Below are 12,076 nucleotides of genomic sequence, written 5' to 3' on the forward strand. Positions count from 1 at the left end.
CGGTCCTTCAGGCGTGCCGGAGGACCGCCCCCCTCACCTGTGAAAGCAGCTCAGCGGTAGCCGGCCCCGGCGATGTTGGCCTGCACCGCGTTGTCGGTCGCATCGGAGGGGTAGCCGGCGACGATCGCTCCTTCGTAGAAGGTGCCGGCGCTCAGGTTGGCGCCGCCGCCGGGCTTGCAGCAGTCGCCGCCGCTCCCGAGGACGATGGCTCCTTGTTTCTTCATGGGGCTGTATCCGCCGGGAAGCCCGCCGTCCCACAGGGTCGTGAGGCCGCCGGACTGCGCGTTGCCGCCCTTGAGGGCGAACCTCGACGTCCCGTTGTTCTTCAACATCGCGGTGACGAACTTGCCGGGAAAGGCCCGCTGGTTGGTGTTCCAGGACTGGCTGCCGCCGGAGTACAGGCCCCACTCGAGATCGGCCTGCACCCAGGGACCGCTTCCCGAGCAGTCGCCGAACCAGCACTCGGTGCCGAAGTTGATCGCGTCCATCGCCCCGGCGGCGTCGGCCTTCCGTGTCGTCTCGCTGTTGCCGTAGTCGAAGCAGCAGCCGCCGTTGACGTGGGTGCCGCTGGTCACCATGTACGCCCCTTCGGGCGCTGCGCCGGTCGGCACGCCCGTCAGGTGGCCGTCCCGCCAGTAGCTGTTCCCGGGGTTGATGTACAGCGAGTACGCCTTGGTGCCTCCAGCGGTCAGCGACTCGGAGGTCGCCTTCGCGGGGCTGCTCTGACTCGATCCCGGGACCTGGGCCGATCCCTGGTACCACAGGTCGTTGCCGTGTCCGGACTGGTCGCGGACGACCGTGATCACGCACGAGGTACCCGCACAGAACGAGTCCTGCGCCGCCGCGTCGGCGAAGCCGCCGGTCGCCAGCACGCCGATGTCCCTGGTCGCGTTGTCCGAGGAGCGCCTGACCTGGTACAGGTTGCCGCTGTACGAACCGTAGAGCGCCCGCACCGTGCTGTGCGCGGCCACGCACGGCGTACCGCCCGCGGAATAGATGTCGCACGGGCCCGATCCGCCGGGCGGAGGCGGAGGTGTCGGCGTGCTCCACTTCTGGTTGCTCTGGCCGTTGCAGGTCCACAGGATGACCGCGGTGCCATTGGCCGTGCCCGCCCCGTTGACGTCCAGGCACAAACCGGAGCCGACACCGGTGACGGACCCGTCGGGGTTCTGTCGCCACATCTGGTTCGACCGCCCGTCGCACGACCGGATGACCACCGGGGTTCCCGGAGCCGTCCGGTTGTCGTAGGCGTCCACGCACCGGGTGCCGCCCATCGTCCTCAGCTCACCCGCCGTCGTGAACTCGAACGCCTGATTGACCTGGTTGTTGCAGTCCCAGATGTCCAACGCCGTTCCCGACGTGTCGACGTTGCCCTTGACGTCCAGACACCGCCCCGACGCCGAGCTCACCAGAGGTGCCGCCGGCGCCGGCGCCGACCATGCCGGCGCGGTCGCCAGCGTCATGGCCGGCAGCGCCATCACACATACGGCGGCCGCCGGTAATCGTGGTCGACGAGCCGCGGGGCTCCGGGGCGAAACGGATGAAGGCTGCATTCTGCACCTCGAATATGTGGGGGAAGGTGAGAGAGTGCCGTGCCTGCCCGAAGGGGCCAGGACGCCCGAGAGTACCCACAGGGAACCCTCAGACATCCCATGTCGATAGTGATTCCATACGCCTCTCACGCTGTCAATAGGGGCGCCTCCCCCGGCCGGAACCGCGATCCATCCCATGTCGTTGTCGGTCAGGCCGCTGTGACGGCATGGCGAAACCCGCGTCCGGCGACGGCCGCCGTGCCGGGCGCGGGGGTTTGCTCCGGTCCCCCGAAGCGATCCAGTGGCAGGAGCGCGCGCTGGGCGCCTGATCACCTCACCTGAGGTTCCAGTGCTGGTTGGCGCCGCCGTTGGAGTCCCAGACCTGGACCGGGGCCCCGTTGGCACTCTGCCCGCTGGGGACCTCCAGCGCCCGGCCGGAAGCGACGTTGGTCAAGGTGTAGGAACCGTCGCCGTTCTGACTCGCCCGCCACTGCTGGTTCGCACCACCATTGGCATCCCAGATCTCCATCCGCGTGCCGTTGCCCGTCTGACCGCCCGGCTCGTCCAGAACCCGCCCACTGCCGACATTCGTCAGCGTGTACGAGCCATCAGCGTTCTGATTCGCCCGCCACTGCTGGTTCGCACCACCATTGGCATCCCAGACCTGCAAGGACGTGCCATTCGCCGTCTGTCCACCCGGCACGTCCAGCACCCGGCCCGCAGCCACATCGCTCAGCGAGTACACCGTGCCCGAGACGATGCCCCCCGAGTTCCCCGTGCCGCCCAGCGCGGACAGGACCGCATCGTAGGCCGACTTCTTGTTGCCGTTGTTGTCGAACAGCAGCGGGTTCTCCCCCGTCCGCCACGAGTCGCTGTCCCTTATTCCCCACGCGGTGATGCCGGTGCAGCGGGCGACGTTCATGCACGCCCGGACCGTGTTGGCATAGGCGGTCGACGGCGCCTGGGCGATGTCGAGTTCGGTGATCTGGACGTCGACGCCGAGGGCGGCGAAGTTGGACAGGGTGGTCTGGAAGTTGGCGGGCGGGCCGCCGGAGCCGAAATGGCTCTGGAAGCCGACGCAGTCGATGGGCACTCCGCGCGACTTGAAGTCCTTGACCATCGCGTAGACGCCCTGCGTCTTGGCGTCGCTCCAGTTCTCGATGTTGTAGTCGTTGTAGCAGAGCTTGGCCGAGGCGTCGGCGGCCCGGGCAGTGCGGAACGCCTCCTCGATGAAGCCGTTGCCGAGCACGTTCTGGAACACCGAGCTGCGGTGCTGGGTGGAGCCGTCGGCGAAGGCTTCGTTGACCACGTCCCAGGCGTAGATCTTGCCCTTGAAGTGCGTCATCTCGGTGGTGATGTGGTTGTTCACAACGCTGCGCAGGGTGGTGGCGTCGGTGATGGAGCTGACCCAGTTGGGCAGTTGGCCGTGCCACACCAGGGTGTGGCCACGCATCCGCTGCCCGTGCGCGGTGGCGTGGCTGACGATCTGGTCGGACGGGCCGAAGTTGAAGTTGCCGCGGGACGGTTCGGTGGTGTCCCACTTCATCTCGTTCTCCGGGGTGATCATGTTGAATTCCCGGTCGAGAATCGTGGAATACGTCGAGTCGCCGAGCTTTCCCGCAGCCACAGCCGTGCCGAAATAGCGGCCGCTGTCGGCCGCGGCCGCACCCAGCGTGCCGGAAGCCGCGTGCGCGGCGGGGCTCGCCGGCCCGGCCAGGGCCAGTACCGTTCCGGCAGTCAGACCGGCGGTCGCGGCCAGGGCCTTGCGGAGACGGGGCTCTTCATTGAGCCAGGACATGAGGAATCATCCTCCTTGTGTGTGTGGGGGGGGTGAGACACCGATCGCGAGAGGGTGCCGCGGTGGAGTCGGGTCACGGAGCTCAGGAGACCGGCAGGGCGGTCCACCGCTGGTTGGCGCCGCCGTTGCAGTCCCACAGGACCAGTTGCGTACCGTCGGTGGTGGACGCGCCGGGGTCGTCGAGGCAACGGCCGGAGACCGGGTTGCGGTAGCCGCCGTTGTAGGCCTGCCATTCCTGGTTGGCGCCGCCGTTGCAGTCCCAGACCTCGATCTTGGTGCCGTTGGCGGTACCGCGGCCGGTGGTGTCGAGGCACTTCCCGAGCGCCCGCAGGGTGCCGTCGGAGGGCGCGGACCACAGCTGCGCGTCGGAGTTGTTGCACGACCCGATCTCCGCGGCGGTCCCGTTGGCGCTGTTGCCTCCGTTGACCTCCAGGCACTTCCCCGCGATGCCGGAACGCACCTGCCCGCCCATGGAGACCGGTGGCTTGATCCAGCCTGCCGCGTCCGCGGCCTGGACCCCGGCGTTGAAGGCGTCCGCCATCTTGCTGAAACCACTGTCGTTGGGGTGCAGGGAGTCGGCCAGGTCCGCGGTGGTCAGGGCACTCATGTCCACCAGGCGTACGTGCTTGCCGGCAGCCTGCTCGGCCTGGACGATCCCGGGAAGCTTGGCGTTGAACGCGGGCCGGTTGGCCTCCTCGGTACCGCTGGTGGAGATGATCAGGGTGCCGACGAGGACGGTCGCGTCGGGTGCGTCCTTGGTGATCTGGTCGATGAGCGCACGCAGCCGGTCGGTGGCGGTCGGGACCTGGTAGTTGCCGTTCAGGTCGTTGGTACCGATCTCCAGGGTGACCACATTCGGCCGGTAACGGGCCAGCACGGAGTCCGCGATGCCGGCGATCTGGTCGATCCGCCAGCCGGAGTGGCCTTCGTTGTCCGGGTCGGACATGGTGCCGTTGCGGCCCGAGCCGACGACGTCCAGGGCGTGCCCCTCGGCCGCCAGCCGGTTCCACAGGAAGCCTCGGTAGCTGTTCCCGGACGGGCTGCCGACGCCCCAGGTGATCGAGTCGCCCAACGGCATCAGCCGCAAGGTGGCAGGCGCTGCGGCGGCCCGCACGGCAAAGGACGGCGCCTCGGTGCTGGTGGCGGCCGCCGCGGGTAATGCGGCGCCCATGCCGAGCGCGGTTGTCAGGGCCGCGGCCAAAGGAGTCGAAATCTTCTTCATCAGCATTCCTCACTGGTGCGGGACAGTGGGTGGGCTTGACGAGCCCGCGAGCCGGTCAGCTGGGGGTGAAGTCCTGGTTGCTGCCGGGCGTGTTCTTGCAGGGCCATTGGTCCAGCTGCTGGCCGGGGTTGCTGCCACCGCCGTAGACGTCGAGGCACAGGCCGCTGTTCTTGTTCTGGAAGGCGTACGAGCCGTCGGGCTGTTGGACCGGCAGCCACAGACTGCCGGCTGCTCCGTCCGGGGCCTGCTGCACGATGTCGGGCGTACCGGCGGCCGTGGAGCCGCCCGACACCGCCACGACCTGTCCGGAGTTCTGAGCCCGTAGTTCGCCGTAACCGCCCGTGGCCGGCACGAACTGGAACCGCTGGTTGCTCTGCCCGTTGCAGGTCCACTGGTCGATCGCGGCCCCCGCGCTGCCGGAGTCGCCGTACACGTCCATGCACAGGCTGTTGCTGCCGATCACCAGCTGGTGGTAGCCGGTGGGGAAGCCGCCGGCGCCGCCCGACGACAGGACACCCGCCTGCTGGATGACCTGCTGCGCGCCCTGCGGCCAGTTGGTACCGCTGACCTGGACGTTGCCGGTGAGGACGTTGTTGTGCGGAGGACCGGTGGCCACGTACGTGTTGCCGCCGTTGTACCAGTTGCCGGAGAAGGTGCTGTCGTCGGTGTGGTTGTTGCCGTTGGCATTGGTGAGCGCCCAGTTACCGGCGTCCTGCACCACGTTGTGGGACACCGTCAGGTACCGGGATCCCTCGTCCAGGTACAGCGCGGTGGTGTGGTTGTTGCCGTACATGTAGTTGTCGGAGATCACCGAGCCGGGGCTCGCGGACAGGCTGTAGATGCTGCCGCCGTCGAACATCGCCTTCTTGGTGTCGAAGACCAGGTTGTGGGAGACGGTGTTGTTCTTCAGCGTCGTGGGAGTGCTGTAGACGGGCTGATAGTTGTACGTGCCCCGGTTGACGTAGTCCTGGCTGCCGCCCGGGTCGTTGACGCCCCAGCCCCAGCCGATGTCGATCCCGTCGTAGGGAAGGTGGTCGCACTGGTTGTGGGTGATCGTCGCGTTCGTGACGTAGGTGGACAGGATGCCCGCGGTCTCCTTGTAGTCGGTCCCCACACCGCTGATCCGGTTGTTGCCGACGACGATGTTCTGGTTGGCCATCAGCGGGTTGTCGGGATGGTGCGCGTCCGGCTGGATCCCGCCGACCTGGATGCCGCTGCCGGCGTCGTCGGTGAACGTGTTGCCGGTGATGGTGACGTCGCGCGCGCCGAGCCCGGTGCCGGAGGCCGTGGCGACGCCGTCGTTCCCGACGCCCAGTCCTGCCTGCCCGAGTTCGGAGAACGTGTCGCCGGAGAACGTGATGCCGGTGGCGGCGGAGACCTGTACGGCCGCGGGCATCTGCGCCCAGTGGTTACGGGTGGCCTCGAACTGTGTGCACCCCGACTTGCAGGTGCTCAGCCAGTTGGCGGGCATCGCGTAGGCACCGGTGATGTGCGCGCCGCTCTGCTGGTCCGCGTAGCCGTCGGATCCGCTCGGGCCGAGCCAGGAGGTTCCCGTGAACCGGATGCCGGTGAAGCTCAGGCCGGTCACCGGTGAGCCGTAGCTGCCGCTGATGCCGAGCAGGCTCTGCAACCGGGGCAGTTCGATGTCGAGGGTGTTCGGGTTCTGCCCCGGCTGGACCCGGTAGTACAGGTCGCCGGTGGACGAGTCCAGGTACCACTGTCCGGCCTGCTTCAGGAACGCGTAGTTGTTCTCGAGGTACATCGTTCCGCCGGCGAACGGCGCGTTGATGGTGTCGTAGCCCCAGGAGTTGTTGTTCCACGCCGGCTGCTGCATGGTGATGGTCCTGCCGCTGATCGACTGGACCGGCGCGTAGCGGTCGGTGAAGGAGTTGAGGCTCTCGACTTCCATGTGATTCTTGTCCGAGAGGCCGGCCAGGTAGTCGAGGGAGGAGTCGGTGACGGTCAGGCCGGTCTGGGTGAAGGTGAAGGCGGAGCGGGGCACCTGGATCGCCGCCCGCGGTGTTTCCTTGCCGTTCACGTACAACTGACGCGTGTTCACACCGGTGCCGACGTGGACCGACCAGATGTTGCTGTTCTGATCATGCACCTGCCAACCTGACACCTGCTGGGCGCCGCTCACGAACGGCTGCTGCCCGGAGACGGCCCGGTAGGTGATGGTGTGGCCGTTCTGGCCGCCGTCGCCGGAGCCGAAGGTCAGCGGCTTGGACAGCCGGTAAGTGCCACCGGCCAGGTAGACCACGACGTCCGAATCGCCCGAGAGCCTGTGTGCGGGCTGCTGCGCCTGGTCTATCGCTGCGAACGGCTGCTCGGCGGTGCCGTTCCCGCCGGGAGCCGCACCCGGCGCCACGTAGAGGGCGACGGCCGACGCCTGGCGCACGGCGGGTACGGCTCCCGCGAGCCCTGCCGCACCCAGGCTCCCGGCCAGTAAGGCGAGCAGAGCTACTGGGGCGGCCCAGAGGCCGCGAAGCACTCTGGCTCTGGACATCGTCATCCTCCAGTGGTGGCGCGTGCGGGCCGGGGGTGTCGGGACGGTGCGGCGTTGCTCCGTCGAAGCCGCCTGCATGACACGCCCCCTGGAGTCGGCGAGGGGACCGGGCGATTCGGCCGGATTGACGGGTGACCCGTGACCGGTGGTGAGCCGGCCACGGGCTGGAGCCGGTCAGGTCAGTTGAGACTCCATTTCTGGTTGGATCCACCGGTGCACGACCAGAGTTCGGCCAGGGCGCCGTTGGCCGTGGAGGCGCCGGTGACGTCGAGGCAGAGTCCGGACTGGGTGCCGGTTACGGTGCCGTCGGGATTCAGCTGCCACTGCTGGTTGGCACCGCCGTTGCATGGCCAGGTCACCACCTTGGTGCCGGCGGACGTCTGGTTGTTGTACGCGTCCAGGCACATCTGGCTGCTGCCGCTGTAGACGCTCAACTGGTCGGAGGACGTGTGGGTCCATCGCTGGTTGGCGCCGCCGCTGCAGTCCCAGATCTGCAGCTGGGCACCGGCCGTGGTGGACGAGTTCGGCACATCCAAGCACTTGCCCGCACCCACCGCGTGCAGCGCACCGGTGCTCGTCCCGCCGGAGGAATTGCTGTATCCGGCCGCGGTGATGTTGGCCTGCACCGCGTTCTCGGTGGCGTCCGACGGGTAGCCGGAGGTCATCACGCCCTCGTAGAACGTGCCCTGGGCGCCCTTGCTGTTGTCGCCGCCGATGCCCAGGATGATGGCACCCTGCTTCCGCATCGGGTTGTAGCCCGCGACGTTGGGACGCGGCCCGTCGTAGAAGGTGGACAGGCCGCCCGACTGCGCGTTGCCCCCACGGATCGCCCAGTGGTTCGGGCCGCCCTTGACGATGGCGGTCGTGTACCGGTGGTTGATGGTCGGATCGCCCGCGTTGTAGTGCTGGTTCACCCCGGAGAACAGGCCGTTCTCCAGGTCGGCCATGATCCAGGGGCCGTTGCCCGAGCCGTAGCCCCAGACTTTGATGTTGCCGAAGTAGATGGCCTCCATGGTGCCGTTGCCGTCGTCGTTGCTGTCCGTCTCGGCGTTGCCGTAGTCGAAGCAGCAGCCGCCGTTGTAGTGCGTACCGTCGAAGATCGCGTACATGCCCTCGGGGTTGTCCCCGGTCGCGATGCCGTTGGTGTGGTTGTCGCGGTACCCCGTGCCGGGCGCCACGAAGACGCCGTAGGCTTTGTGACCGCCCACCGTGGTGGGCGCGGCGGTCGCGTTCGCGAGGTTGTCGGGGCCGCCCGCAGCACCGCCCCCGGGCGCCTGGGTGAGGTTGTTGCCGCGGCCGGACTGGTCGTAGATGATCGTGATCAGGCAGGTCGTCCCCGAGCAGAACGAGTCCTGGGCGGCGGCGTCGGCGTACCCGCCCGCGCTCAGGACGCCGATGTTCCGGGTGGTGTTGTCCGAGGCGCGCCGGACCTGGTAGAGCGACCCGTTGTACGAGGCGTACAACGCTCGCGTCGTGCTGTGTGCCGCCACGCAGGGTGTGCCGCCTGCCGCGTAGAGGTCGCACGGCCCCGACGTGTCAGCACGGGCCGTACCCGCCGTGGCCGTGGCGCCGGCCGGCGTTCCGGCTACGAGCACGGCTGCGGCCACCGCACGGGCGAACACTTTCGACCGGGAGCCGGGCGAGCGTGCCGACAGAGGGACGTGTGCCCGGTACGGCACGTCGTCCGGTCTGCCACGGCGCCGTACCGCCGCGAGTAACCGTTGCACACCACCGCGCCCGGACAGCAGGTGGCGTCTTGTACGTATGGTTCCCATCTGATCTCCCTACCGTGCCGACGCAACCCGATCGGGTCGTGTTGGTGGCGCTGACAATCCACAAGCGCTTGGAGGTGCCGTATGTGCAGCGAGATTGCAGAGAGGTTTCGGGGGGAGACGGTGCTCCCGGCTTCACTGGCTGTCAAGGGCGCGGAGGCTCTTGCCGCGAACCTTGTCGCGGAATCGGTTCGACGGCTGATTCCTGCGGTTCGGAACCGATCGTCCCGCTCCAACACTTCCGGGGTGGAGGCATGCGGATGGCCGCGTGACCTCCCGCCGTGCGGGGCACGGTGGGCCGCTCGGGTGTGTCCGGCGGCCGGCCCCGGCTCACCGGGAGCCTGCGCATCATGCCGGTGAGCAGGGATGCATCCGCCAGACCTCTATGACGGAGGGCCGGTCCGGAAGGCATCGGCCGAAGCGGCGGCACCTCGGCCCGCGCGTGCGCCGCTTTCGCCGCGCGGCAGGCCATTGACCCCACACTCCACCGGTCGTAGCATCTCGTCGAAGCGCTTGCGTGGAATCGATTCGCTCCACACCTTCCGGCAATACGTGAGGCACGGAACCCGTGACGGTTCCCGGCAGCCCGACGCCGTTCCCCGCGACTCATGGCACTCGGGCATCCTTCGTCCGCCCGAGCCCGCCAGGGTGTGCAGGCCGATTGCATGCACCGCCGGGCACCAGAGCGAACAGCACCGTCCGTGGCGAGTCCCCCGAGGGTGACTGCGACGCCGTACGCGCGGCCCCCGCCGCGGACTGAGCACCCTTGCGCCGTAGAGCCGTAGCGAACTGGCGCCGATCTCGAGGGATGACGCATGATCTCGACGCCGTCACCGCCGGGCTCACGCTCCGCTGGAGCTCGGGCGGCACCGAGGGCGCCGTGAACCGCATCAAAAAGATCAAGAGGCAGCTGTACGGGCGCGCCGAATTCGACCTGTTACGGAAGATGATCCTGCTCGCGTGACCCGCCGCTCTGGCTCATGCGCCCCGCAGTTGAGCATTGTCATCAGAGGTTGGTCACCAGTAAGTTCGATCCGACTTTGTTCGAGCGACGGGGAATACGGGGCCTGGGGTGGCACTGCTGGACACACTGGTGACAACAGCCACTGGGGCGCTGTCCGCCACGATCGGGGTCCTGGTCGGGGGCATCGTCACGCACCGGGCCCAGGACCGTCAGTGGCTGCGGGACAAACAGCTCATCGCCTATCAAGAACTGATCAGCCACTACGCCAAGTTCACGATGATCATCAGCCGCGCCCATGCCGATCGACAGGGATGGGACTACGACTGGAGCGAGTGGAGCGCGACCCTGACCCGTGCCAGCCTGGTCGCCCCCGCGGCCGTCGCGGCGGAGATCGACAACTTCGGCAAGGCCATCGGCGCCTTCCTGGACCAGGTGGCGCGCGATCCGGCACGCGACCCGGCGCGTAATCCGTTGAGCCAGGAGGAGTTCGCCCAGGCCAACAGGGCGCCCGCCCAAGCACAGGTGCAGTTGGTCAACGCCATACGACGCTCACTGAGCAAAGATCAAAAGGCACTGCCCTTCTGGATAGGCGGATCTCTCGCGGGCAGTCCCGACGACACCTGATAGACGAGGCACCGCCGGAAAGCCCGTCCGTCGCCCACGATCGCACGGCGCATCCCGACGCTCATCAAGGATGAGAACACGCCCTTCACCGAACGTGACGGCTCCCCGTGATCGCTGCCAGAGCCGCGAAGTGGCCCCACCTCGGCTCTTGCGGTGAGACGGTTCCCGTGGTCTCCGGCAGGGGTGGTGCTGTGGATGTCTTTGCCCAAGCAAGAACTGTTCGACCGGATCCGGCGGGACAGCTGGCAGCGCCAGCTGTCGATCCGGGCTCTGCCGCGGAAGTACGGCGTTCACCGCCGGCTCGTACGCGAGGCGCTGTCCTCGCCGGTGCCCACGCCTTGCCGTCGGGGTGCGGACGTCACCTCGAATGGAGCCATACAAGAAGACGGTCGATGCCTGGCTGCGGGCTGATCTGGAGGCTCCGCACAAGCAGCGGCACACCGTGCGGCGGATCGTCGCCCGGATCGAGGAGGAGTTCGGCGAGGCGTTCTCCCTATCCCACGGTCCGGGACTTCGTCGCGGCCCGGCGCAAGGAGATGGCAGCCCAGGCGGGGGCTCCGGTCGATGCGTTCGTGCCCCGGCACAACGCGCTCGGTGCGGACGCCGAGGTCGACTTCGGGGACGTCTATGTGGACCTGGCCGGGCAGCGCACCCGCTGCTATCTGTTCGCCTTCCGCCTGGCCTATTCGGGCAAGGCTGTGCACCGCATCTTTCTCTGCACCAACCAGCGGCGTCGGGTGACCGGTTTGTCCGCTGGTGGGCTCATGACGGGAGAGAGCGCCCGTGCGCACATCTTCGCTCTCAGCTCCGCCTTGTTCGGAGACCGAACTCTATGGGCCGAGTACGGTCGGCGGTCGGCGGTCGGCGGTCGGCGGTCGGCGGTCGGCGGTCGGCGGTCGGCGGTCGGCGGTCGGCGGTCGGCGGTCGGCGGTCGGCGGTCGGCGGTCGGCAAGATCTTGGTTGACGGACCGTCAACTACGGTGCGCGGTCAGCAACCAGACGAGATCGACCACCGCGATCGCCCCCCAGATCCAGCAGACGACGGCGCTTCCGTCCGGCGCCAGCGCCGTGGCAAGTGCGCCGAATCCGACTGTGCCCAGCACTAGCCTGGTGCTGCGCCTCAATGCCAGCGACGCGCGCAGTGGCCCCGGTTCGACCAGCCTGTCGGCCAGGTAGGCGTCGAACGCCTCCGCGACCTGATCGTCGATCTCGTCCCGCATCTGGGCATCCAGTGATTCAGACATGGACGGCCACCCGCCGCACCGCAGTTGCCTGAACGGAAGCCACCACCGGCGGCCGCAGCGCGACGACAGCGCACAATGCCGCCAGGGGCAGTTCCAGCGTGCGGGCCAGCGCCGGCGAGATGACGACGTAGTACCCGGCTGTCATGACGTCGAACCAGGCGTCGACCAGTAACAACACGGCCGTCGCGATCGACGCCAGCGGCGCCCGGTGGTCACTACGCCGGACCAGTACCGCCGACGTCAGCAGACCGGCGATCTCCAACGCATCGAAGCCGACCCAGGCGACCCAGGCGACCCGCCAGTGCTGCGCCGGACAGGGGTCCGGCAGTGTCGTCCACAGCACCGCGAGCCACGGCACCAGCGCCAGCCCTGCGGCCAGTAACAGCCTCCCGACCAGGTTTTTTCGCATCTCGA

8 protein-coding genes and 1 pseudogene are annotated in these 12,076 nt (G+C 68.1%); 2 read left to right on the forward strand and 7 right to left on the reverse strand.

The window, feature by feature from the left end; genetic code table 11:
• Positions 1 to 50: 50 nt before the first annotated feature.
• The 5 genes and pseudogenes from OG289_RS06785 to OG289_RS06805 all read right to left on the reverse strand — a co-directional run bounded on the left by OG289_RS06785 (position 51) and on the right by OG289_RS06805 (position 8,833).
• Positions 51 to 1,478, reverse strand: coding sequence for an arabinofuranosidase catalytic domain-containing protein (locus tag OG289_RS06785; protein ID WP_327313090.1), 1,428 nt, complete (start codon positions 1,476 to 1,478; stop codon positions 51 to 53).
• A gap of 391 nt (positions 1,479 to 1,869) precedes the next feature.
• Positions 1,870 to 3,330, reverse strand: a pseudogene (locus tag OG289_RS06790) (endo-1,4-beta-xylanase); the annotation flags it as partial.
• Positions 3,331 to 3,412: 82 nt separating this feature from the next.
• A complete protein-coding gene (locus OG289_RS06795) occupies positions 3,413 to 4,552 on the reverse strand; it encodes a ricin-type beta-trefoil lectin domain protein (protein ID WP_327313092.1) in 1,140 nt (379 codons plus the stop codon).
• Between the two features lie 55 nt (positions 4,553 to 4,607).
• Entirely contained in the window at positions 4,608 to 7,058 is a 2,451-nt protein-coding gene (locus tag OG289_RS06800) for an RICIN domain-containing protein (RefSeq protein WP_327313093.1), read from the reverse strand.
• 179 nt (positions 7,059 to 7,237) lie between these two features.
• On the reverse strand, positions 7,238 to 8,833 hold the full coding sequence (locus OG289_RS06805; RefSeq protein WP_327313094.1) for an arabinofuranosidase catalytic domain-containing protein: 1,596 nt from the start codon (positions 8,831 to 8,833) through the stop codon (positions 7,238 to 7,240).
• Between the two features lie 805 nt (positions 8,834 to 9,638).
• On the opposite strand from OG289_RS06805, the gene OG289_RS06810 reads away from it, so the two are divergent.
• Together OG289_RS06810 and OG289_RS06815 are read left to right on the forward strand one after the other, a co-directional pair.
• Positions 9,639 to 9,794: a hypothetical protein gene (locus OG289_RS06810; RefSeq protein ID WP_327321045.1), complete on the forward strand. Its 156-nt coding sequence runs from the start codon at positions 9,639 to 9,641 to the stop codon at positions 9,792 to 9,794.
• A 129-nt stretch (positions 9,795 to 9,923) separates the two neighbouring features.
• On the forward strand, positions 9,924 to 10,418 hold the full coding sequence (locus tag OG289_RS06815; protein ID WP_327313095.1) for a hypothetical protein: 495 nt from the start codon (positions 9,924 to 9,926) through the stop codon (positions 10,416 to 10,418).
• 971 nt (positions 10,419 to 11,389) lie between these two features.
• On the opposite strand, the gene OG289_RS06820 is transcribed toward OG289_RS06815, so the two are convergent.
• Both OG289_RS06820 and OG289_RS06825 read right to left on the reverse strand, forming a co-directional pair.
• Positions 11,390 to 11,662, reverse strand: a complete 273-nt coding sequence (locus tag OG289_RS06820; RefSeq protein WP_327313096.1) for a hypothetical protein — start codon at positions 11,660 to 11,662, stop codon at positions 11,390 to 11,392.
• The gene (locus OG289_RS06825; RefSeq protein WP_327313097.1) at positions 11,655 to 12,071 is read right to left on the reverse strand and encodes a hypothetical protein; all 417 of its coding nucleotides are present in this window, start codon (positions 12,069 to 12,071) and stop codon (positions 11,655 to 11,657) included. Before OG289_RS06825 ends, OG289_RS06820 begins: the two co-directional genes overlap by 8 nt.
• Positions 12,072 to 12,076 lie beyond the last annotated feature (5 nt).

The sequence above is a fragment of the Streptomyces sp. NBC_01235 genome, assembly GCF_035989285.1.
Classification (GTDB): Bacteria; Actinomycetota; Actinomycetes; order Streptomycetales; family Streptomycetaceae; genus Streptomyces.

Bases quoted from the DNA above. Each gene is read 5' to 3' on its own strand.
- OG289_RS06810 (WP_327321045.1), top strand. From the start codon at position 9,639: ATGACGCATGATCTCGACGCCGTCACCGCCGGGCTCACGCTCCGCTGG.
- OG289_RS06800 (WP_327313093.1), bottom strand. From the start codon at position 7,058: ATGTCCAGAGCCAGAGTGCTTCGCGGCCTCTGGGCCGCCCCAGTAGCT.
- OG289_RS06825 (WP_327313097.1), bottom strand. From the start codon at position 12,071: ATGCGAAAAAACCTGGTCGGGAGGCTGTTACTGGCCGCAGGGCTGGCG.
- OG289_RS06785 (WP_327313090.1), bottom strand. From the start codon at position 1,478: ATGGCGCTGCCGGCCATGACGCTGGCGACCGCGCCGGCATGGTCGGCG.
- OG289_RS06795 (WP_327313092.1), bottom strand. From the start codon at position 4,552: ATGAAGAAGATTTCGACTCCTTTGGCCGCGGCCCTGACAACCGCGCTC.
- OG289_RS06805 (WP_327313094.1), bottom strand. From the start codon at position 8,833: ATGGGAACCATACGTACAAGACGCCACCTGCTGTCCGGGCGCGGTGGT.
- OG289_RS06820 (WP_327313096.1), bottom strand. From the start codon at position 11,662: ATGTCTGAATCACTGGATGCCCAGATGCGGGACGAGATCGACGATCAG.